The following is a 21,693-nucleotide window of genomic DNA, read 5'->3' as shown; positions in this document are numbered from 1 at the left end:
TCACAAACGTAAGGTGTTGCGAGCGGAAAATTAGGGCGTAATCCGAAATTTGCTTTACATTGAGGAAGTTCGTCTGGCCTCCAGCCAGATACACTTGGGCGACCTGTTGGGTCTGCCAGGAGATAGAGAATGAAATGGTCTAATCGTGTTCAGATTGTTACCGGACAAACCTGTTTGCATATCGCGATGCACCTGCTGGTGATTGCGGCGCTGGTTTGGGGCTGGAAACATAGGGCGCTGGTTGAAGTGAGCAGTACCCTGGTGGCGGCTTATGCGGTGGTATTTATTGCCATGCTGGTCATGCAGCGTAGTGCCCGTTTACGTAGATTGGGTGATTCCCTCGAAGAGGTGACCACCACGTACTACTTTGGCGCAGCGATGTTAACGCTGTTCCTGATCTCTCGCGTGATCCACAACAACCTGCTGCTTGGTTTGCTCGGCGTGGTGATGTTAGTGGGCCCGGCGCTGGTTTCGCTGCTGGCGAAAGAGCCGGTGCAGCGCATCGAGAAGAAGCGCAGTTGATTGATTGGGGTTCCGCGGAACCCATCAGAGAAGGAGCCGCCTGTGGCTCCTTTTTTATGCCTGTCGCAGTTGCGGCGGAAAGCTGCTAAACTCGCGCCCTTACGCATGGTAGTTTGTGCCCTTTTCACACGTACGCCCCACGGCTTGCGTCATATCCCTCCTGAAAACTACATCGCCCACGGCGATCAGGACGGTTCGGAGTAATACACCTGCATGTCATTTGACTCTCTCGGCTTAAGTGCCGATATTTTGCGTGCGGTAGCAGAACAAGGCTACCAAGAGCCGACGCCAATTCAGCGTCAGGCGATTCCTGTGGTGTTGGCGGGTCGTGACCTGTTAGCCAGCGCCCAAACCGGTACCGGTAAAACCGCCGGCTTTACGCTGCCGCTGTTGCAGCGTCTTACCGCGAAACCGTCGACGGCGCGTGGCCGCCGTCCGGTACGTGCACTGATCCTCACGCCGACCCGCGAACTGGCGGCTCAGGTGGGCGAGAACGTGCGTGAATACAGCCAATATCTCGATATCCGCTCGCTGGTGGTATTCGGCGGCGTGAGCATCAACCCGCAGATGATGAAACTGCGCGGCGGCGTTGACGTGCTGGTGGCGACACCGGGCCGTCTGCTTGATCTGGCGCACCAGAACGCGGTTGATCTGTCGCAAGTTGAAATCCTGGTGCTGGACGAAGCTGACCGCATGCTCGACATGGGTTTCATCCACGACATCCGTCGCGTACTGGCGCGCCTGCCAGCGAAGCGTCAAAACCTGCTGTTCTCCGCGACCTTCTCTGACGAGATCAAAACGCTGGCAGAAAAACTGCTGACCAACCCAGAACAGGTTGAAGTGGCGCGTCGCAACACCGCCTCTGAACAAGTTTCTCAGCAAGTGCATTTCGTTGATAAGAAGCGTAAGCGGGAACTGCTGTCGCTGATGATTGGTCGTGACAACTGGCAGCAAGTGCTGGTGTTCACCCGTACCAAACACGGCGCCAACCATCTGGCAGAACAGCTGAACAAAGACGGCATCACCGCTGCGGCGATCCACGGCAACAAGAGCCAGGGTGCGCGTACGCGTGCATTGGCTGACTTCAAATCCGGCGGTATTCGCGTGCTGGTGGCGACCGACATCGCGGCGCGTGGCCTCGATATCGAAGAACTGCCGCACGTGGTGAACTACGAGCTGCCGAACGTCGCGGAAGATTACGTGCACCGTATTGGTCGTACCGGCCGTGCGGCGGCAACCGGTGCGGCGCTGTCGCTGGTGTGTGTTGATGAACACAAACTGCTGCGCGATATCGAACACCTGCTGAAGCGTGAAATCCCGCGCATCGAAGTGCCAGGTTTCGACGTTGATCCAAGTATCAAAGCTGAGCCGATCCAGAATGGTCGTCAGCAGCAAGGCGGCGGTCGCGGTCAAGGCGGACGTGGTCAAGGTGGACAGGGCCGTGGTCAGGGCGGTAACGTTTCTCGTCCACACAGCGGCAATGCACCACGCCCGCAAGGTGAAGCGCGTTCCGCACGTCGCCCAGCGCAAGGTGCAGGCCAGGCGGCTCCGGCAGCGAACAGCGGTCGTCGTCGCCCAGCACCGAAGAGAAGTGGGAACGCCTAACGTCATGAGGGTTTTACTGGCGCCGATGGAGGGCGTGCTTGATTCGCTGGTGCGTGAGTTGCTCTCCGGAGTGAATGATTATGACTTATGCGTGACCGAGTTCCTGCGCGTGGTCGATCAACTGCTGCCGGTAAAATCCTTTTATCGTTTGTGTCCTGAGCTGCATAACCACAGCCGCACGCCATCTGGCACGCGGGTGCGCATGCAGCTGTTGGGGCAATATCCCGAATGGTTGGCCGAGAACGCCGCGCGTGCGGTGGAACTCGGTTCGTGGGGTGTTGATCTCAACTGCGGTTGTCCGTCAAAGCTGGTTAACGGCAGCGGCGGCGGCGCAACATTGCTGAAAGATCCGGAGCTGATTTATCGCGGCGCAAAAGCAATGCGTGAAGCGGTGCCGGATCATCTGCCGGTCACGGTCAAAGTGCGTTTAGGCTGGGATTCCGGCGATCGACGCTTTGAAATCGCCGATGCGGTGCAGCAAGCCGGTGCCAGCGAATTGGTGGTACACGGTCGCACCAAAGAAGACGGTTATCGCGCCGAGAGTATTAACTGGCAGGCGATTGGCGAAATCCGCCAGCGTCTCACTATTCCGGTGATCGCCAACGGTGAAATCTGGAACTGGCAAGACGCGCAAGATTGCATGCGTATCACCGGTTGCGATGCGGTGATGATCGGGCGCGGTGCGCTCAATGTGCCAAATCTGGCACGCGTGGTGAAATACAACGAAGCGCCGATGGCGTGGCCCGACGTAGTGGCGTTGCTGCTCAAGTACACGCAACTGGAAAAGCAGGGCGATACCGGCATGTATCATGTCGCGCGTATCAAGCAGTGGCTCGGTTATCTGCGCAAAGCGTATAACGAAGCCGACGGCCTGTTCAGCGAAGTTCGCACACTTAAAGTCTCCGCCGACATCGCCACCGCGATTGAACGGCATGCTCAAGCAATCAGCTAAATCCCGCTGGATCGCCATTTATGGTGACCGATTCGAACCATCCCAATTCTGTCGAACTTTATAACTAAAAAAGTCGCGATCTATTAGCAGGCTAAGGTTATAGTTGTGGTTCAATTTCATCACCATTCCCGACGCCACTTTCCATGTCTGACGCCGCTGTACTGAGTAACGCTCAGTTAAATAAACGTATTCTCTCCGTCATCGTTTTCACCTTCTTTTGCTACCTGTCGGTCGGTTTACCGCTGGCGGTGCTGCCGGGCTTTGTGCATAACCAACTGGGTTTCAGCTCGTTTATCGCCGGATTGATCATCAGCCTGCAATACTTCGCCACGCTCTTAAGTCGCCCGCATTCCGGTCGTCTGGCGGATCGTTATGGCCCGAAACGCGTGGTGATGATGGGATTGGTGTTCTGCGGCATGAGCGGCGTGCTGTCGATTATCGCCGCGCTGTCCAGCGGCGTGCCGATGTTGAGTCTGGCGCTGTTAGCGGCGGGGCGTTTGTTCCTCGGCGTCGGCGAAAGCTTTAGCAGCACCGGCTCAACCTTGTGGGGCATGAACATTGTTGGCCCGCTGCAAACTGCCCGCGTGATTTCATGGAACGGCGTGGCAACCTATTTCGCCATGGCGATTGGTGCGCCGCTTGGCGTACTGCTCAATCAATGGTTTGGCATCAGCGGTTTTGCCGGTTTGGTAGCCATCATGGGCATCGTTGGCTTCTGGATGGCGAGCCGCAAAGCCGCGGTCAGCGTCACCGCAGGCGTGCGCATTCCGTTTCATCGCGTGGTCAGCCGCGTATGGCTGTTTGGTTTAGCCCTGGGCTTCGGCACCATTGGCTTCGGCGTGATCTCCACCTTCATCACCTTGTATTTCGCTAGCCGCGACTGGAGCGGCGCTGCCTTTGCGCTGACGTTATTTAGCCTCGGATTTGTCATCGTGCGCCTCGGTTTTGGTCGCTACATCACCCGTTTTGGCGGCTTGAAAGTGGCGTTGGTGTCGTTCGTGCTGGAGTGTGCCGGTTTGCTGTTAATCTGGCAGGCCGACAGCATTTGGCTGGTGGATATCGGTGCGTTCCTCACCGGCGGTGGTTTCTCGCTGGTGTTCCCGGCGTTGGGCGTGGAAGCGGTGAAACGCGTGCAGCAAAAAGATCAGGGATCGGCGCTTGGCACCTATTCGGCATTTCTTGATTTGGGCTTGGGATTAACCGGGCCGGTGGCGGGTTTGCTGATTGGACATTGGGGCATGCAGTCGGTGTATTTCGCGGCGGCGTTGATGGTGCTGGGCGCGTTTGCCATTACGCTGCGCTTGCAACAGCAGCACGGCCGCGAGGCAGCCGTGCAAACTGTCAGCGATTAATACTTATCGGGCACCAGCATGTGCTCTGGCACCGGCGAGCGGCGATAGTCTTCTGAACGCTCGCGCGGTGGCAGCATAATGGTTTTCGATTCGCTCTCTTCGTACGGCATCTGTTGCAGCAAATGGCTGATGCAGTTCAAACGCGCACGTTTCTTATCCACGCCTTGCACCACCCACCAACGCGCTTCTGGAATGTTGGTGCGCTCCAGCATCTCTTCTTTGGCTTCGGTGTAATCTTCCCAGCGGCGACGGCTTTCGAGGTCCATTGGGCTGAGTTTCCACTGCTTAAGCGGATCGTGAATACGACTGAGGAAGCGCAGTTCCTGCTCTTCATCGGTGATCGAGAACCAATATTTAATGATCTGAATCCCACTGCGCGTCAGCATTTTTTCGAATTCCGGCACGCTGCGGTAAAACTCTTCCACTTCATCTTCGCTACAGAAACCCATCACGCGTTCAACGCCCGCGCGGTTGTACCAGCTGCGGTCAAACATCACGATTTCACCGGCTGCTGGCAGATGCGCAATATAGCGCTGGAAATACCATTGGGTTTTCTCGCGGTCGTTCGGTGCAGGCAGCGCTGCTACGCGACAAGTGCGCGGGTTCAGGCGCTGGGTGATACGTTTGATCACGCCGCCTTTACCGGCTGCATCGCGGCCTTCGAACAGAATCACCACGCGATGGCCGGTGCGCATCACCCAATCCTGCAACTTCACCAGCTCGCCTTGCAGATGCAGCAGCTCGCGGAAGTAGTGGCGACGAAACGCTTTATCACCATCGGCGGTTGGCTCGCCGTTATCGTTGAAACGCAGATCGTCCAGCTCCATCTCCAGCTCTTCGTCGTAGCTGTCATAAAACTCCTGCAACAGACGCTGATTAAACGTCTCGCTGTGGAAGCTATTGTCGTGTGTAGCCATTATTTTTCTCCCATTAAAGGTGGATAAACAGGGTGTAAAGCAGCCCCGAAAGCAAAACGGAAACCGGTAATGTCAGCACCCACGCCATCGCCAGATTACGCAGGGTAGAAAGCTGTAAGCCTGAACGGTTGGCGGCCATTGAACCGGCAACGCCCGAAGAGAGCACATGGGTGGTTGAGACCGGCAGGCCAAATACGTCGGCGGCACCGATTGTCGCCATCGCCACCAGTTCGGCGCTGGCACCTTGTGCGTAAGTCAGATGCGTTTTGCCAATTTTTTCACCGACCGTCACCACGATGCGACGCCAACCCACCATGGTGCCGAGACCTAGCGCAATCGCCACTACCACTTTCACCCACATCGGAATAAAGCGCGTGGCGGCATCCAGCTCTTTCTTCACTGCCGTTAGATTGCGCGCGGTCTCTTCCGGCAGCGCGACTTTGGCGGATTGCAGGTGCTTGATCGATTCAGAGGCCAGATACATGTCATTACGCGTGTTGGTCACTGCCTGGGCGGGGATATTTTCCACCGAACCGTAACGACGAATCTGATCGCCGATATCGCCTAGCATCATGCCCAGCGCGGGGATCACCTGCGGGCGATTCTGGCTGGTACGCACAAATTCAGTCAGCACTTCACGCGGCGCAGGCATCGCGGCCGGGGCTGGTTGCAGCGTCAGTAATTGCTGTTCAGTGACTTGGGTTAAAGCCGCCACGCGCGGGATTTGTTCCGGCGGCAGCGAGCGGTTCAGCGCATAAGCAATCGGCATGGTGCCGACCAGAATCAGCATGATTAAGCCCATACCTTTCTGACCGTCGTTCGAGCCGTGCGCGAATGACACGCCGGTGCAGGTCAGAATCAGCAAGCCACGAATCCACACAGGCGGCGGCTGATTACCTTTCGGCGCTTCATACAGCTGGCGATTACGGATAAAGGCTTTCATCGCCAGCAGCAGCAGGGCGGCGCACACGAAGCCGACAATCGGCGACAACAGCAGCGCGTAGCCGACTTTAATCGCCTGATCCCAATCGACGCCGCTGGTGCCGCTGCGACCGTGCAGCAGCGCATTCGCCACGCCAACACCGATGATCGAACCGATCAGCGTATGCGATGAGGAAGCCGGCAGACCGAAATACCAGGTGCCGAGGTTCCAGATAATCGCCGAGAACAGCAGGGCGTAAACCATGGCAAAGCCGTTGCCGCTGCCCGCCTGTAGAATTAACTCCACCGGCAGCAGCGAGATAATGCCAAACGCCACCACGCCGCTGGAGAGCAGCACGCCGAGGAAGTTCCACAAGCCAGACCACACTACCGCCACGCCCGGCGACAGTGAATGGGTGTAAATCACCGTGGCGACCGCGTTGGCGGTATCGTGGAATCCATTCACAAATTCAAAGCCGAGCGCGATGATCAATGCCACGCCCAGCAGCAGGAACGGGGTGTAACTGGTCACCGGCGCGCCAGTCTCTTCGACATCGCTCACCAGGTTAATACCGGCATACACCAATCCCGCTACCAACAGCAGGATAAAGATCAGTCGTGATGCCGGACCGTTGCCTTTGTTAAGATTCGGGCGTCCACTGTGGGACGAGGATGATGACGATGCAGGTAAACTGTTTTCAGCCATAAAACACCTCAGTGTTAGTACACGATGCTCGAATGGCATCCGTTAATGGCAGTGTGATACGTGGTTTGTATGACAGAATGATGATGGCGATCACGCTGTGTCATCGTACTGCAACAAAGCTGTCGCACTCTGTGGACCTGACCGATCCGGGACTTGTTTCTATGCTCCAGCCGGTGTTACCGCTTACCTCATTGCCCGACTTCAATAATGAAGTTGCCGGACTGATTCACGGTTATCTGTTTACTCCTGAAACGCCCCCACAACGGCTTAATGCCCGTGAAGCGGCGCAGCTGGCGCAGCAACAGTTGCCGGAATCCTACTTTCTCTGGTTACACATCAACCTTAACCATGCGCGTGCTGAACGTTGGGTTCAGGACCACTTTGGTGTTGATAGCGATTTTTTCGATGAGATACATTCATCCTCGCCGCGCACTCGATTAGCCCATCAAAACGATGCGCTGCTGGCGGTGCTCAATGACGTGACCTTTAGTAAAGAAGAGCGCAGCACGCAAAACGCCACCTTGTGGATTTGGTGCTGCCCGCACGTGATTGTCACGGCGCGCTTCCGCCCGGTTGGCATGATTGAACGTATGCATCAGCAGATCGATAAACTACCCTTCACCGAATCCGATGCGATGCTGCTGTGGCTGTTGGGCGAACAGGAAGCGCAGTTGGAGCAAGTGGTGCGCCGATCCAGCCAGGCAGTGGATGCGATTGAAGAACGCTTGTTAAGCGCCGCGATTAAAACCAATCGCCACGAATTAGGGCATCTGCGCCGCATGCTGTTACGCGTGCAGCGTTTGCTGGCACCGGAACCGGCGGCGCTGTTTCGTTTGTTGAATCGGCCGCCCAAATGGCTGAAGCGCGAACCGCTCGGCGAGCTGCGTATTTTCACCGAAGAGTTCAGCGTGGCGCTGAATGATTTGGCCGGATTGATGGAACGCATTCGCTTGTTGCAGGAAGAGATCGCTGCACGCTTGATGGAGCAGAGCAACCGCACGCTGTTTTTGCTGACGGTGATTACCGTGCTGGCGCTGCCGATCAATATCGTGGCGGGATTTTTTGGTATGAACGTTGGCGGCATTCCGCTGGCGAATAACCCGCACGGCTTTTTGCTGCTGGTGCTGGTGGTGCTGGCGTTTACGCTGGTGGCCGGTTGGCTGGCGTTTCGCCGACCGCGGGATTAGACATTCACATCAGGTCGCCATTTAGGGTGACCTCATCATCTCCAGACATAAAAAAAGCCAGCCCGCAGGCTGGCTTCTTCTCACCGCTAACCGCGATTACAGGCTAGAAGCAGGCTGAGCCGCTGGTGTTACCGCGCTCGCACCTTGTGGTGTCATCGGCTCTTCTTTTGGCGTTGCATCAGAAGATTCCTGCACTGGCACCGGCGCAGGCTGCGCGTCGCCAGGCTGACCGTTGATCTTGATCGGCATACCGTTACGCGCCTGGATAGCGTTGTTCACCGCATCCTGATTGGTGCTGGCATCAGCCACCACTTTGGTCACGGCAGAGGTCAATGTAATCGGCACCAGCTCACGTGAATTGAACTGCTCTTCAGTGGTCGACAGCGGGTTGTGAACTTCCACATAACGTGAACCGTCTGGCTCAACGGTGGCTTTCACTGGCTGATCGATGAACTGCACGCGCGTACCCACTGGCACGTTGTCGAACAGCCATTTGATGTCGTCAGCACGCAGACGCACACAGCCGTGGCTCACACGCAGGCCGATACCGAAGTTGGCGTTGGTGCCGTGAATCGCATACAGACGACCGATGTACAATGCGTACAAGCCCATTGGGTTGTCCGGACCAGCCGGGAACACCGCAGGAATGGTTTCGCCACGCGCGGCATAATCTGCGTGCATGCCTTTGGTTGGCGTCCAGGTTGGGCCATCTTTCTTACGCTCAACCGCAGTGGTCCAGTTGATTGGCGTGTCTTTACCTAACTCACCGATACCAATTGGCAGCACAACCACCGTTTTGGTGCCTTTCGGGTAGTAATAAAGACGCATCTCAGCGCTGTTGATCACGATGCCTTCACGCGGTGCGTCAGGCAGAATCAGCTGCTGAGGAATGATCATTTTAGTGCCAGCTTTCGGCAAATAGACGTCAACGCCCGGATTGGCTTCCAGCATGTTGCTGAGGCCCATCTGGTACTGTGCAGCAAAGGCTTCCAGCGGAAGTTTGCTGTCATCAGGGACGGTGATTTCAATATTCTCGCCGATCAGACGGCTGTTAGCCGGCGGCAGCGGATAAACAACTGCAAATGCCGACTGGCTGAATGCCGCCAGTGCGAGGGCGAGTGAAGCGAACGCGCGAATGCTCTTTTTCATGTTTTTCAAGTCGTTATGGCCCTGTATCAGGCTTGTCAGTGTGTCGAAACCATCGTGGTCGGGGTGACCCGCTGCGCATTATATGTGCATTGACGCATTGATGGAAATCACGATTTAGCTTGGCTGCAGATACTTTACTCAATTGGCTGTGTTTAACAGACAATTCTCTTCGCATTGCAGCCCAAAATGTGAATTTTCACGGCTGCCACAGCGTCACTTCGTTGCTCAATTTACGATTGAGGAAAAAAGCGGCACTGATCAACGCCAGATGCGACAACGCTTGCGGCATGTTGCCCAGCGCATTGCCGTGCGGCGTGAACTCTTCGGCATACAGGCCCAGTGGATTGGCGTAACTCAGCAGCTTCTCAAACTCGAAATGCGCCTCATGCACCCGACCAGCACGCGCCAGACACTCCACATACCAGAAGGAGCAGGCGGCGAACGATCCTTCTTCGCCTTTTAAAGCATCGGCAGGCGTCTCGTGAATGTTATAGCGCCGCACTAAACCGTCGCTCACTAAATGGGTTTTAATCGCGTCGAGGGTCGAAATCCAATCCGGATCGGTGGAGCTGACAAAGCGCACCAGCGGCATTAATAGCATTGATGCGTCAAGGAAACTGCCGCCGCGCGTGGCGGTGAAGTGGCCCAATTCGGGGTTCCAGAAGTTTTGCCAGATATCATCGCGGATCTCGCTGCGCACCCGATCCCAACGTTCATACGGCATTGGTAAGGAACGTTTTAAACCGAGGCGCAAGGCGCGATCCAGCGCCACCCAGCACATCAAGCGTGAATGCAGGAAATGCTGCGGTTCGCCGCGCATCTCCCAAATACCGGCATCGGGCTGATTCCAGTTCACGCAGACGTAATCGATCATGTCGGATACGTATTTCCAGCCGCGATGTGAAATAGCCTCGCCGTATTTATTGGCGAGATAAATCGCGTCCATTAATTCGCCGTAGATATCCAACTGGGTTTGTCGCCACGCATCATTACCAATGCGCACCGGACGCGAATTGGCGTAGCCAGAAAGATTGAGCAATTCGGTTTCGTGCAATTCGGTGCCGCTGTCGAGGCGATACATCACCTGTAGATGTGGCGTGTCATCGTGGCTGTGCTCGACGCAGCGGCCGACCCATTTGGTGAAATCGCGCGCTTCTTCGGTGTAACCGAGTCGCATCAAGGCGTACATGCTGAACGACGCATCGCGAATCCACGACGCGCGATAATCCCAATTGCGCTCGCCGCCGAGCTCTTCCGGCAAACCAAAGGTGGCGGCAGCGGCAATCGAACCGTGCTGATGCGAGGTCAACAGCTTTAGTGCTAGCGCGGATCGCGTCACCATCTCCTGCCAGCGGCCGCGATACGAACTGTGGCTGCTCCAGCGCCGCCAAAACTCCAGTGTGTCGCGGAAGCACTGTTCGGTGGCAATGTGCGCCACGTTTTCATCGTCATCACTACCAAAAATGAATTCCGCTGATTCGCCCGCTTTAAGCGTGAATTCCGCTACCGCGCTGTGGTTTTCGCGCGTCATCACCACCGTGGCGCTCAGGCGCAACGACGGTTGACCGGCGGCGAGAAAGGCGATGCCGCCGGGCCGCACTTCGGTGGTGGTTTCGGCGCGCGCATAGTCGTGGCGCGGCGCGCACAGCAGATGAAATTTGGCCGTGCCGCGCACCATCTTCACGCGCCGCACCAGGCGCGGCACTTTGCTGTGCTCATCGCAAATCGGCATGTAATCGGTGATCTCGGCTACGCCCGAATCATCCAGCCAGCGAGTTTGCAGAATATTGGTATCGGGCAGGTAAAGTTGCTGCTGACGGGCGTTTTTCCAGTCCGGCGCGAGGGAAAACAGGCCAGCCTCGTCGCTGTCGAGTAGCGCGGCAAACACGGAAGGGCTGTCGAGTTCTGGCCAGCACAAATAATCAATGGTGCCGTCGTTAGCGATCAGCGCGCAGGTGCGTAAATCACCAATCACACCGTGGTCGTCTATTTTGCGTTTTATCTCGCTCATTTTGCCTCCCGTGGCTGCATGTGATTGTTAACTATAGACGAAACGGCTGATTCGGCTGCGCCGAGGCACAGAAGGATAACTTCTATACTGTAAGGACACCCTCAATCAGGAGAATGTTATGAGCGCAGGAAAACAGAAAGTCGCCGTGGTTACCGGATCCAGTTCTGGCATTGGTCGCAGTTGTGCGGTGATGCTGGCGGAAGCCGGTTATACGCTGGGCATCACCTGGAGTGCGGATGAAGAGGGCGCGCAGGAGACCGCACGCATGGTGGAGAGCCGTGGACAGCTGGCGCAGGTGCGCCAGGTCGACCTCTCCGATCCGCAAGCTGGCGGGCAACAACTGGCGCAGTTGATCAACTCGCTCGGGCGCATTGATGTGTTGGTAAGTAACGCGGGCGTGATGACCAAAGCCGATTTTCTCGACGTGACGTTTGAAGACTGGCGCAAGGTGTTTAACGTGGATGTCGATGGCGCGTTTATTTGCGGGCAGATCGCTGCGCGGCATATGGTCGATCAGGGTGACGGCGGGCGCATCATCAATATCACTTCAGTGCACGAACACACGCCGCTGCCGGATGCCAGCGCCTATACCGCCGCGAAACATGCATTGGGCGGCTTAACCAAATCGATGGCGCTGAGTTTGTTGCCGCACCATATTCTGGTGAATGCTGTTGCGCCGGGCGCGATTGCCACCGCCATGAACAGTATGAAAGATGATGAGCAAGGACGACGCATGCCGGAAATCCCGATTGGGCGTCCCGGCGATACGCGTGAAGTGGCGAGTTTAGTGGCGTGGTTGTGTTCGGAGTGGGCCACTTACACCACCGGACAATCCTTTATTGTCGACGGTGGTTTTATGCTGGCGAATCCGCAGTTTAAAGGTTATCACCATTAACTAACCGGCGCGGCGGCGGTTCCAGTGGCGAATGATGTAACGCAGCACGATGCCAAAGATCACCGCTGCCGCTAACCATAACAGCGGTTTCAGATGTTTATCGATGGTGTGCAGCCACGGCGCGACGATCTGTCCGGCGAAGTAGCCGAGCGTGACGAAAATCAGTGACCACAGCGCGGCGCCAATCACATTAAGGATAAAGAAGCGCAGCGGATTCAGTCGGCTGGTGCCAATAATGATCGGCCCAACGATGCGGAAACCGTACATAAAGCGCACGCCTATCACGAACCAGCTGGGTCGTTTTTGGATCAAGCGTTTGGCTTTGCCAATGGTTTCCTGATGTTTACTGAAGCGACGCAAAATTTTGGTGCCCCAGCGACGGCCCAACCAAAACAGCAGTTGATCGCCAATAATGCCGCCGATCATCGCCGCCAGCACCACGCCGCTAAAGTGCAATAAACCTTCATGCGCGGCCACGCCGCCCAGCAATGTGAAGGTTTCTCCTTCGGCGATACAGCCAATCAGCAGCGCCAGATAGCCGTATTGCGTGATTAATCCATTGATATCGAGATGCAAATCATCCTCCCTGCGAATAAAGAACCTGTTAACAGTCTATACGCCAGCGGCTTTTTTTGTGCCGTGGGCCGCAAAAACAGCCGCGCCGATTATACTTGAAGTGACGCTGCCTGAGTCATCCAACTGATTGCTATCGGGGCAGCCCACCGCATCAGAGGAGTGATTTTATGAATCATGTCTGGGGTCTATTGGCGCATCCAAATCAGGAAATGCGCGATATCAAGCAGGAAAATGAGAGCGTTTCGCACCATTACACTCACCATGTGCTGTTGATGGCGGCGATCCCGGTGATCTGCGCCTTCATTGGTACCACGCAACTGGGCTGGAATTTGGGCGAAGGGCAGTTTGTCCAACTCAACATGTTGACCGGCTTCGGTCTCGGCATTCTGTTTTACTTAATCATTCTCGGCGGCGTGATGGTGATGGGCCGCGTCATTCACTGGATGGCGCGTAACTATCCGCAGCGTCCCAGCCTGCAACGGTGCACCGTGTTTGCCGGTTATGTGGCAACGCCGCTGTTCCTGAGCGGGATTGTGGCGCTCTATCCGCTGGTGTGGTTGTGCGTGCTGGTCGGCGCATTTGCGCTGGTGTACACCGGTTATCTGCTGTACGTCGGCATTCCGGTGTTCCTGAATATCGATCGTGACGAGAGCTTACGATTCTCCGGTTCTACCTTGGCGATTGGTGTGCTGGTGTTTGAAGTGCTGCTGGCGCTGACGGTGATTTTGTGGGGCTACGGCCCACGATTGTTCTGATGTTGGGTGACCTTGTTACGAACAAATCTCTTAAGGTCGTCATTTATGACGACCTTTTTAACGCCCAGAAACAATCTCACTAAGAAATTTCTCAGGGAAGTGCGTATGATACTGCTGCCAGCCCGCATCCCGTCTGGCTTGATGCGGGCGGCCTGTGTCTTAAACACAGCGCAAAACTCCTGACCGGATTTTTTTGACACGATGTCTGCAAAAATGCGTATTTCCCTGCTGTCGCTGGCGCTGTTTGTCGCCGCGCCGGCCGCTGTGACACCTGCGCTGGCCGCGCCGGCTGCACTCTCTAATCTGGCGCCGATTGCCCAACCGCAAATCGCCTCCGGCAGTGCGATGATTGTCGATCTGGAAAACAACAAAGTGCTGTTTTCCAGCCATCCGGACCGCGTACGTCCGATTGCGTCGCTGACTAAATTGATGACGGCGATGGTGGTGCTGGACGCCAAATTGCCAATGGACGAACTGCTGTCGGTGGATATCAGCCACACCGCTGAGATGCGCGGCGTGTTCTCGCGCGTCAAACTGAACAGTGAAATCAGCCGCCGCAATATGTTGCTGCTGGCGCTGATGTCCTCGGAAAACCGTGCGGCGGCCAGTTTGGCGCATCATTATCCGGGCGGTTACGATGCCTTTATCCGTGCGATGAACGCTAAAGCGCGTTCGTTAGGCATGACGCACACGCGCTACGTTGAGCCGACCGGTTTGTCGATTCAGAACGTCTCCAGCGCCGAAGACTTGATCAAGCTGGTGAAAGCGACGCGCCAATATCCGTTGATTGGCGAGCTGAGCACCACCAAAGAAGATACTGCGGTGTTCAAGCATCCGAACTATGCGCTGCCGTTCCGTAACACCAATCATCTTGTGTACAAAAACGACTGGCGTATTCAGTTGACCAAAACCGGTTACACCGATGAAGCCGGACATTGTCTGGTGATGCGCACCGTGATTAATAACCGCCCAGTGGCGCTGGTGGTGTTGGATGCCTTCGGCAAATACACCCATTTTGCTGATGCCAATCGCCTGCGCGACTGGTTAGAAACCGGCAAAGCGGCACCGGTTCCGGCGGCAGCGCTGTCGTATAAAAAGCAGAAGTCCGGTTTGACCGCCAGCAACGGCGAATAACCTGTGCATTCGTAGGGTCGCCATTTATGGTGACCTTATTCATCTACGCGCTCCTGCAAAATCTCTTATCGTCAGCGCCAATGTTTTACACCTTCATTCCTATAGTTTCCGCCACGGCATCGTCCTACACTGGCGACCACTCACGACCACATTTGCGTTTATCGGCTGTTATTGCGCTGGAATCACATTGATATGTTCAAGTTTCGAAGCCTGTTTACCCCGTTATTACTGTTATTGGTGTTGTTATCGCCGGTACTGAGCGTTGCTGCGGATACGCCGCCGAACGATCAGGCTGAAGACACGGCACCAAAGGTGAATGCATCGGTTGAATTACCGAAAATGCAGAAAATCCTCGATAAAATTAAAGGCCAGGTCTCCGGCGATACCAATGAAAGCCAGCTTAATCAGCTGAACGAAATGGCGCTGGAGCTATCGGGCAATGCTGAAACGCTGGCACAGGCGCTGATCCCACAAGGTCAGCAGCTGGATGCGCAGTTAGCGGTACTTGGCCCGGCACCGAAAGCGGACAGCGGTGTGAAAGAGACGCCGGAAGTGACGCGCAAGCGTGCCTCGCTGGAGAGCCAAAAAAGTAAGCTCGACGATCAAATCAAGCAGGCCGACGGCATTAAAAACGGCGCGCTGGTGCTGTCATCGCAAATCGTCAATCTGCGCCGTGATCAGCTGAAAAGCCAACTGGCGTTGAATTCCGGCAGTATTTTCGGCCCGCGTTTCTGGGCGCCGGTAGTCAGCAGCCAGGATCTCGACGGCGAGAAAATCAGCGACTTTATTGCGGAATTGCAGGATACCGCCGCGCTATCGTGGGAATCGGGCTGGCGCTTTGGCACCATCGCCTGGGTGATTGCGGCGATGCTGGTGATGACGCTTGGTCGCCGTTACAGCGAAGAGTTTCTGGCGTGGGTCAGCATCCACAAAATGCCGGAAGGGCGTTTACGTCGCAGCTTCCTTGCGGCGGCGATTGCGCTGACAACGTTAGCGGCGGTGGTGCTAACTTTTAATTTCCTCGCGCTGGCCTTTACGCGCCGCGATGAAGTCTCCACCGATGTACAAGATTTCATTGAGCGTTTGGTACAACTCAGCGTCTATTGCGGCTTGATTGCCGGTTTAGGCCGCGCTTTCCTGTCAACGCGTCGGCCAAGCTGGCGTCTACCGGCGATCTCCAATGAAGTGGCGCTGGCGTTGAAGCCGTTCCCGCCGTTTACCGCCGGTTTGGTGTTTATTTTCCAGACAGTGGAAGCCTTTAACTACAGCGTTGGCACCAGCCTCAACACCACCATTTTTGCCAACGGCTTAACCGCGTTGTTGATTGGTTGTACCGGTCTGGCGATCAGCATGCGCACCAATCGCGTGCGTCGTCGCATGGTACAGGAAGGCCAACAGCCGGAAGCGCGTTCCACCATCGTCGGTTTAGTGCAGATGGCGTTAACGCTTACCGCGCTGGCGATCCTGGTTTCGCTGATCATCGGTTACGTCACGCTGGCGCGCTTCCTCAGTTATGAAGTGATTTGGTGCGGTATTCTGTTCGGCTCGTTCTACTTCCTCAGCCATTTAGTCAATGACGGCTGCGAAAGCCTGTTCTCCACCAGTAACGCCACCGGCAAACGTCTGCAAACCTCGCTCAACATCGATGAGCGTCATTTGCAGCAGGCGGCGACGCTGCTGAGCGCGGTGGGTAAAACCTTATTGATTGCCATCCTCGCGCTGGCATTGCTGAACGGCACCTTTGCCTCATCCACACCAATCGAGCTGATTCAGAAAGTGATCGAGTTCTGGGGCGGAAAAGGTCTGGAATCGCTGAACATTGTGCCTGCGCACATGGTGAATGCGATTCTGTGTCTGGTGGTGGGCATTTATGTGCTGCGTTCGGTGCGGCGCTGGCTGGATAAAGATTTCCTGCCAAAAACCACCATGGATATCGGCATGCGCGTGTCGCTGGTGACGCTGTTCAGCAACATCGGTTATGTGCTGATCATCCTGCTGACGCTGTCGATTATGGGCCTGCAGTGGAACAAACTGGCATGGATCGTCAGCGCCTTGTCGGTCGGTATCGGTTTTGGCTTGCAGGAGATCGTGAAGAACTTTATCTCTGGCCTGATTCTGTTAACTGAGCGTCCGGTGAAAGTCGGCGATTTGGTCAGTATCAGCGGCATTGAAGGCGATATTCGCCGCATCAATGTGCGCGCCACCGAGATTCAACTGAGTGACAAGTCCACGGTGATTGTGCCGAACTCGCAGCTGATCTCGCAAAACGTGCGTAACGCGACGATGGGCAACGCGCAAGGCGTGGTGACCATTCTGCTGACTTTCCCGCTGGATATCGATCCGGTGCGAGTGCGTGAAATTCTGTTGGAAGTGTATCAGGAGAACGAGCGCATTCTGGAAACGCCAGAGCCGTCGGTGTCATTCAAAGATCTTACGCCTGCGGGGATAGTGTTGAGCGTCACCGGCAACGTCGCCAGCCAGCGCCAGATTTCGGGCGCGAAAAGTGATTTGCTGTTCGATATTCTGACGCGTCTGCGCAAAGAGGGCATTGTGCTGTCAACGCCGCAAACCATGATTATCGAACGCCGCGCGGTGCAAGCCGCCGCCGCGCAAGAACAGGGAGAGCAGTTACCGTAATCAGATTGATGCACATACCGTAGCGGCGCGATTTATCGCGTTCAGTTGATTTTGAAAGGTCAACACAACGCAATAAATTGCGCCGCTACGGATCGGAAAAGAGGTGGTCCAACATACGACCACCTCTTTGTTTATTTTATGACCGCCCAACCCTTCTGCTTGCTGGTTTTACCAATCCCCGGATTGAAACTGTTAGTCGGATCCAGTTGACGGTAAAACGCCTGCAACTGTGGTTTAGCCTGATACAGATGCCCCACGTTATGCTCCGCCGGATACTCGGCACCGCGCTCGGCTAAAATCGCCAACATCTTCTCCTTCAACGCATGCGCATCCACGCCTTTCTTCACGATGTAATCCTGGTGGAACACATGGCAGAAGAAATGGCCGTAGTAGAGTCGATGGCTTAGCGCTTGATCGAACTCAGCGGGCAGTCGTTCAAACCACTCTTCATCGTTACGACGCAGCGCGATATCCAGCGCCAAAATATCCTCCACTTCATCAGCATGCACTGCGTGATAGCGCACCGCGGCACCCGCAGCGGCAAAGCGATGCAGGAAGGCGTGCGCACCTTCTTTGGCATCGCAGGCGAAGAACGCGCCGCCACCTTCGCGGAAGTATTCGGTCAGATAGGCCTGCGCTTCGGCCACGCCATCGCCGGACATTTTCAGCATTAGGTGATGTTCATACTTATCGCGATACACCTTCAAACGCTTAGGCAGATGCGCGGGCAACCAGCCGCTGACGCGCTGCAACAGGCGATCGCTGAAGTGCGGTTTCACCCAACTGAGTTTTTTCAGCCAGGCATCGACGCGGCCTTTCATCGTGAAGAACAGCGGCATTTTGTCGGTGCCGAGTTTATCAATCATCACAAAGGTGTCTTTGCCATACACCTCGGCGATATCGAAAATATCGCGGTGCATATATTCACCGGCCACCGGCAGGTTTTTAAATTCCGCCAGAATATGACGACGGATGTCGCCCAACTCAGCCGGGTTGTTGGTGCCGATGTAGAACACCTGCTGCTGCGGTTCGGTGGGGAAAGTATCGAGACGCACCGCAAACACCGCCAGCTTACCGGCGCAGCCAGAGGCTTCAAACAGGCGGCGCTCATCGGCATTAAACCGTGCGGGCGTATCAGCGTTGATATCACGCACGCGCTCAGCGTATTCGTGATCGGACGCGTGGCGTGCATCCCAGCGCACATCGTTTTGCTGCCAGCGATCGTCATCCAAACGGCCCAGCATCTCTTCTGGCGAATGGCCGAGTTCGATGCCCAGATGATTGACCAGCTTGAGTTTGCCGCTGGCGTCGATTTGCGCGTACAGCGCCATTTCGCTGTAAGCCGGGCCGCGTTTAATCAGCGAGCCGCCAGAGTTGTTGCAGATGCCGCCCATCACTGACGCGCCGATGCACGACGAACCGATCACCGAATGCGGTTCGCGGCCCAGCGGTTTTAGCGCTTTTTCCAGCTGATACAGCGTGCTGCCGGGGAAGGCGAGGATCTGTTTGCCGCCGTCAATCAGCTGCAATTTATCCAGACGTAAGGTACTAATGATCACCACCGGACGATCGTAATCGTTGCCGTTCGGCGTGGAACCTTCGGTCAAACCGGTATTGGCGGCCTGCATCAAAATAATGGCGTCGGCACTGACCAGCGCTTGCAGCGCACGCCACAGTTCCAGCAGCGCGCCGGGGAAAATCACCGCCAGCGCCTCGCCTTCGCCAGAGCGAAAACCTTTACGGTAGCGCGCGGTTTGTTCCGCGTCGGTTAATACGTTGGTCGATCCAACCAGACGGCGCAATTCGGCGAGCAGAGTAGGGTGCGAAGTGTTGTTATTCATGAGCCTATCCTTGTCTTTAACATGGCGCTTCTACTGTAGCACGCGTCTGCGGAAGGGTCGCGGTGTGACGCCTGCGCTACCTGCTATCCTGAACTTGTGGCAAACTGCCCCGGTTATTTCGATATTGCGCAGTCACTTAAGAGAACCCGACCTGATGAAATGGATTTACTCTGTTAGCCTCGCTGTCTCCTTAGCCATCCAGCCCGCCTTCGCGGATGACCTGTTTGGCCCACATCCGATGACTGAACAGGCGCGCGACGCCTTTGTCAATCAACTGCTCGGCAAAATGACGCTGGATGAAAAAATCGGCCAGATGCGGTTGATCAGCGTGGGGCCAGATACGCCGAAAGAAGCTATTCGCGACATGATTCAACATGGTCAAGTTGGCGCTATTTTCAACACCGTCACGCGGCCTGATATTCGCGCGATGCAAGATCAGGTGATGCAACTCAGCCGCCTGAAAATTCCACTGTTCTTCGCCTACGACGTGGTGCACGGTCAACGCACCATCTTCCCGATTCCGTTGGGATTAGCGGCGAGCTGGGATCTCGATGCCATCGCCGAAGTGGGCCGCGTTTCCGCTTATGAAGCCGCCGACGATGGCTTAAATATGACGTGGGCACCGATGGTGGATGTATCACGTGAACCGCGCTGGGGCCGTGGCTCGGAAGGCTTCGGTGAAGATACCTTCCTGAGTTCGCAAATGGGCAGCAGCATGGTCAAAGCCATGCAGGGCAAAAGCCCGGCTGATCGCTATTCGATCATGACCAGCGTTAAACACTTTGCCGCGTATGGCGCAGTTGAAGGCGGACGCGATTACAACACCGTCGATATGAGCCCGCAGCGCCTGTTCCAGGATTATCTGCCGCCGTATAAAGCTTCACTGGATGCCGGCAGCGGCGGCGTGATGGTGGCGCTGAACTCGCTCAACGGCACGCCAGCCACCGCCGATAGTTGGTTGCTGAAAGATGTCCTGCGCAACGACTGGAAATTCAAGGGCATCACCATCAGCGATCACGGCGCGATCAAAGAACTGCTCAAGCACGGCGTGGCCAGCGATCCGCAAGATGCGGTGCGCATCGCACTGAAATCTGGCGTCGACATGAGCATGAGCGATGAGTACTACAGCAAATATTTGCCGGGTCTGGTGAAAAGCGGTGCAGTCAGCATGGCCGAAATTGACGATGCGGCGCGCCACGTGCTGAACGTCAAATATGACATGGGATTGTTTAACGATCCGTACAGCCATTTAGGGCCGAAAGGCAGCGATCCTCAGGACACCAATGCCGAAAGCCGTTTGCACCGGGCCGAAGCGCGTGATGTGGCGCGCAAAAGCATCGTATTGCTGAAAAACTGGCACGAAACGCTGCCGTTGAAGAAAGACGCTACCGTGGCGCTGATCGGTCCGTTGGCGGATAGCCAGCGCGATATCATGGGCAGCTGGTCGGCTGCGGGCGTGGCGAAACAGTCGATCACCCTGCTGCAAGGCATGCGCAATGCCATGGCCGGAAAAGGCGTGGTGCTGTATGAAAAAGGCGCCAACATCAGCGATAACAAAGGCATTCAGGACTTCCTCAATCTATATGAGCAAGCGGTCAGCGTCGATCAACGTTCGCCGCAGCAACTGATTGATGATGCGGTGGCGCAGGCGAAAAAAGCCGATGTGGTAGTAGCCGCCGTCGGTGAAGCGCAAGGTATGGCGCATGAAGCTTCCAGCCGCAGCGATTTGGTGATTCCGCCAAGCCAGCAAAAACTGATTGCCGCGCTGAAAGCCACCGGCAAACCGTTGGTGATTGTGCTGATGAATGGCCGCCCGTTGACGGTGGTGAACGAAGATAAGCAAGCCGATGCGATGCTGGAAACGTGGTTCAGCGGTACCGAAGGCGGTAATGCGATCGCCGACGTGCTGTTTGGCGATTACAACCCATCGGGCAAACTGCCGGTTTCCTTCCCGCGCTCAGTGGGTCAGATTCCGATTTACTACAACCACCTGCCAACCGGTCGTCCGTATAACTTCGCTAAGCCGAACAAATACACCTCGCATTATTACGATGCGGTCAACGGCCCGCTGTATCCGTTTGGTTACGGTCTGAGCTACACCACCTTTACCGTATCGCCGGTGAAAATGTCCTCGCCGACTATGCCGCGTAACGGTTCGGTGGAAGCGTCAGTGACGGTAACCAACAGCGGCAAACGCGATGGCGCGACCGTGGTGCAGCTGTATCTCAACGATCCGGTGGCGAGCATCAGTCGTCCGGTGCAGGAACTGCGCGGCTTCCAGCGCATCATGCTGAAAGCCGGTGAATCGCAAACTGTGAAGTTTAAGATCGATGTTGATGCGCTGAAGTTCTGGAACCAGAAAATGCAGCACGTCGCCGAACCCGGCAAAATCAACGTGATGATTGGTCTGGATTCGGTGCGCACTCAGAATGCGCAGTTTGATTATCTGTAATTGCTGATGCCCCTCACCCTAACCCTCTCCCGCACGCGGGAGAGGGGACCGATGGGTGCACCGTGTTAAATCTTCGCACGA

Annotated in this window: 16 protein-coding genes; 10 read left to right on the top strand and 6 right to left on the bottom strand. The window is 55.9% G+C overall.

Translation table 11 applies throughout. From position 1 onward, the window contains the following. Window positions 1-129 precede the first annotated feature (129 nt). The 4 genes from ABDW13_RS06020 to ABDW13_RS06005 all read left to right on the top strand — a co-directional run bounded on the left by ABDW13_RS06020 (window position 130) and on the right by ABDW13_RS06005 (window position 4,431). Window positions 130-522: a YbhQ family protein gene (locus ABDW13_RS06020; RefSeq protein ID WP_343551547.1), complete on the top strand. Its 393-nt coding sequence runs from the start codon at window positions 130-132 to the stop codon at window positions 520-522. Window positions 523-735: 213 nt separating this feature from the next. After that, entirely contained in the window at window positions 736-2,127 is a 1,392-nt protein-coding gene (gene rhlE, locus ABDW13_RS06015) for an ATP-dependent RNA helicase RhlE (protein WP_343551546.1), read from the top strand. A 4-nt stretch (window positions 2,128-2,131) separates the two neighbouring features. Beyond that, on the top strand, window positions 2,132-3,079 hold the full coding sequence (dusC, locus tag ABDW13_RS06010) for a tRNA dihydrouridine(16) synthase DusC (RefSeq protein WP_343551545.1): 948 nt from the start codon (window positions 2,132-2,134) through the stop codon (window positions 3,077-3,079). Between the two features lie 143 nt (window positions 3,080-3,222). After that, window positions 3,223-4,431, top strand: coding sequence for an MFS transporter (locus tag ABDW13_RS06005; protein WP_343551544.1), 1,209 nt, complete (start codon window positions 3,223-3,225; stop codon window positions 4,429-4,431). Here ABDW13_RS06005 and ppk2 read toward each other — a convergent pair. Continuing rightward, on the bottom strand, window positions 4,428-5,348 hold the full coding sequence (gene ppk2 / locus ABDW13_RS06000; protein WP_343551543.1) for a polyphosphate kinase 2: 921 nt from the start codon (window positions 5,346-5,348) through the stop codon (window positions 4,428-4,430). The genes ABDW13_RS06005 and ppk2 overlap by 4 nt on opposite strands. A 13-nt stretch (window positions 5,349-5,361) precedes the next feature. Continuing rightward, a complete protein-coding gene (locus tag ABDW13_RS05995; protein ID WP_343551542.1) occupies window positions 5,362-6,975 on the bottom strand; it encodes an inorganic phosphate transporter in 1,614 nt (537 codons plus the stop codon). 161 nt (window positions 6,976-7,136) lie between these two features. Between ABDW13_RS05995 and ABDW13_RS05990 the strand changes: the two genes are divergently transcribed. Continuing rightward, a complete protein-coding gene (locus ABDW13_RS05990; protein WP_343551576.1) occupies window positions 7,137-8,162 on the top strand; it encodes a transporter in 1,026 nt (341 codons plus the stop codon). A gap of 96 nt (window positions 8,163-8,258) precedes the next feature. On the opposite strand, the gene ABDW13_RS05985 is transcribed toward ABDW13_RS05990, so the two are convergent. Together ABDW13_RS05985 and ABDW13_RS05980 are read right to left on the bottom strand one after the other, a co-directional pair. Beyond that, entirely contained in the window at window positions 8,259-9,311 is a 1,053-nt protein-coding gene (locus ABDW13_RS05985) for a L,D-transpeptidase family protein (RefSeq protein ID WP_343551541.1), read from the bottom strand. 196 nt (window positions 9,312-9,507) lie between these two features. Beyond that, window positions 9,508-11,322, bottom strand: coding sequence for a glycoside hydrolase family 15 protein (locus ABDW13_RS05980; RefSeq protein WP_343551540.1), 1,815 nt, complete (start codon window positions 11,320-11,322; stop codon window positions 9,508-9,510). Window positions 11,323-11,440: 118 nt separating this feature from the next. On the opposite strand from ABDW13_RS05980, the gene ABDW13_RS05975 reads away from it, so the two are divergent. Further along, entirely contained in the window at window positions 11,441-12,217 is a 777-nt protein-coding gene (locus tag ABDW13_RS05975; RefSeq protein ID WP_343551539.1) for an SDR family oxidoreductase, read from the top strand. Here ABDW13_RS05975 and ABDW13_RS05970 read toward each other — a convergent pair whose 3' ends face one another. Beyond that, window positions 12,218-12,793 carry a DedA family protein gene (locus ABDW13_RS05970; protein WP_343551538.1) on the bottom strand — a complete coding sequence of 192 codons (576 nt, stop codon included), beginning with the start codon at window positions 12,791-12,793 and terminating at the stop codon, window positions 12,218-12,220. 167 nt (window positions 12,794-12,960) lie between these two features. On the opposite strand from ABDW13_RS05970, the gene ABDW13_RS05965 reads away from it, so the two are divergent. The 3 genes from ABDW13_RS05965 to ABDW13_RS05955 all read left to right on the top strand — a co-directional run bounded on the left by ABDW13_RS05965 (window position 12,961) and on the right by ABDW13_RS05955 (window position 17,319). Continuing rightward, complete coding sequence (locus ABDW13_RS05965; protein WP_343551537.1) at window positions 12,961-13,548, top strand: Yip1 family protein; 588 nt, start codon at window positions 12,961-12,963, stop codon at window positions 13,546-13,548. Window positions 13,549-13,749: 201 nt separating this feature from the next. Further along, window positions 13,750-14,682: a D-alanyl-D-alanine endopeptidase gene (gene pbpG / locus ABDW13_RS05960; protein WP_343551536.1), complete on the top strand. Its 933-nt coding sequence runs from the start codon at window positions 13,750-13,752 to the stop codon at window positions 14,680-14,682. A gap of 192 nt (window positions 14,683-14,874) precedes the next feature. Continuing rightward, the gene (locus ABDW13_RS05955; protein ID WP_343551535.1) at window positions 14,875-17,319 is read left to right on the top strand and encodes a DUF3772 domain-containing protein; all 2,445 of its coding nucleotides are present in this window, start codon (window positions 14,875-14,877) and stop codon (window positions 17,317-17,319) included. A gap of 131 nt (window positions 17,320-17,450) precedes the next feature. On the opposite strand, the gene dld is transcribed toward ABDW13_RS05955, so the two are convergent. Beyond that, a complete protein-coding gene (gene dld, locus ABDW13_RS05950; protein WP_343551534.1) occupies window positions 17,451-19,160 on the bottom strand; it encodes a D-lactate dehydrogenase in 1,710 nt (569 codons plus the stop codon). Between the two features lie 154 nt (window positions 19,161-19,314). Here dld and bglX point away from each other — a divergent pair, with 154 nt between their 5' ends. Then, a complete protein-coding gene (bglX, locus tag ABDW13_RS05945) occupies window positions 19,315-21,612 on the top strand; it encodes a beta-glucosidase BglX (protein ID WP_343551533.1) in 2,298 nt (765 codons plus the stop codon). The last annotated feature ends 81 nt before the right edge of the window (window positions 21,613-21,693 follow it).

Source organism: Pantoea sp. (assembly GCF_039594315.1).
GTDB lineage: Bacteria > Pseudomonadota > Gammaproteobacteria > Enterobacterales > Enterobacteriaceae > Pantoea.
The sequence above is the reverse complement of the archived record's forward strand: the minus strand, read 5'-3'. Positions and strand labels throughout refer to the sequence as shown.

What these genes read in the sequence shown, in the direction of transcription:
- ABDW13_RS06020 (WP_343551547.1), top strand. Translation starts at nt 130, where the DNA reads ATGAAATGGTCTAATCGTGTTCAGATTGTTACCGGACAAACCTGTTTG.
- rhlE (WP_343551546.1), top strand. Translation starts at nt 736, where the DNA reads ATGTCATTTGACTCTCTCGGCTTAAGTGCCGATATTTTGCGTGCGGTA.
- dusC (WP_343551545.1), top strand. Translation starts at nt 2,132, where the DNA reads ATGAGGGTTTTACTGGCGCCGATGGAGGGCGTGCTTGATTCGCTGGTG.
- ABDW13_RS06005 (WP_343551544.1), top strand. Translation starts at nt 3,223, where the DNA reads ATGTCTGACGCCGCTGTACTGAGTAACGCTCAGTTAAATAAACGTATT.
- ppk2 (WP_343551543.1), bottom strand. Translation starts at nt 5,348, where the DNA reads ATGGCTACACACGACAATAGCTTCCACAGCGAGACGTTTAATCAGCGT.
- ABDW13_RS05995 (WP_343551542.1), bottom strand. Translation starts at nt 6,975, where the DNA reads ATGGCTGAAAACAGTTTACCTGCATCGTCATCATCCTCGTCCCACAGT.
- ABDW13_RS05990 (WP_343551576.1), top strand. Translation starts at nt 7,137, where the DNA reads ATGCTCCAGCCGGTGTTACCGCTTACCTCATTGCCCGACTTCAATAAT.
- ABDW13_RS05985 (WP_343551541.1), bottom strand. Translation starts at nt 9,311, where the DNA reads ATGAAAAAGAGCATTCGCGCGTTCGCTTCACTCGCCCTCGCACTGGCG.
- ABDW13_RS05980 (WP_343551540.1), bottom strand. Translation starts at nt 11,322, where the DNA reads ATGAGCGAGATAAAACGCAAAATAGACGACCACGGTGTGATTGGTGAT.
- ABDW13_RS05975 (WP_343551539.1), top strand. Translation starts at nt 11,441, where the DNA reads ATGAGCGCAGGAAAACAGAAAGTCGCCGTGGTTACCGGATCCAGTTCT.
- ABDW13_RS05965 (WP_343551537.1), top strand. Translation starts at nt 12,961, where the DNA reads ATGAATCATGTCTGGGGTCTATTGGCGCATCCAAATCAGGAAATGCGC.
- pbpG (WP_343551536.1), top strand. Translation starts at nt 13,750, where the DNA reads ATGTCTGCAAAAATGCGTATTTCCCTGCTGTCGCTGGCGCTGTTTGTC.
- ABDW13_RS05955 (WP_343551535.1), top strand. Translation starts at nt 14,875, where the DNA reads ATGTTCAAGTTTCGAAGCCTGTTTACCCCGTTATTACTGTTATTGGTG.
- dld (WP_343551534.1), bottom strand. Translation starts at nt 19,160, where the DNA reads ATGAATAACAACACTTCGCACCCTACTCTGCTCGCCGAATTGCGCCGT.
- bglX (WP_343551533.1), top strand. Translation starts at nt 19,315, where the DNA reads ATGAAATGGATTTACTCTGTTAGCCTCGCTGTCTCCTTAGCCATCCAG.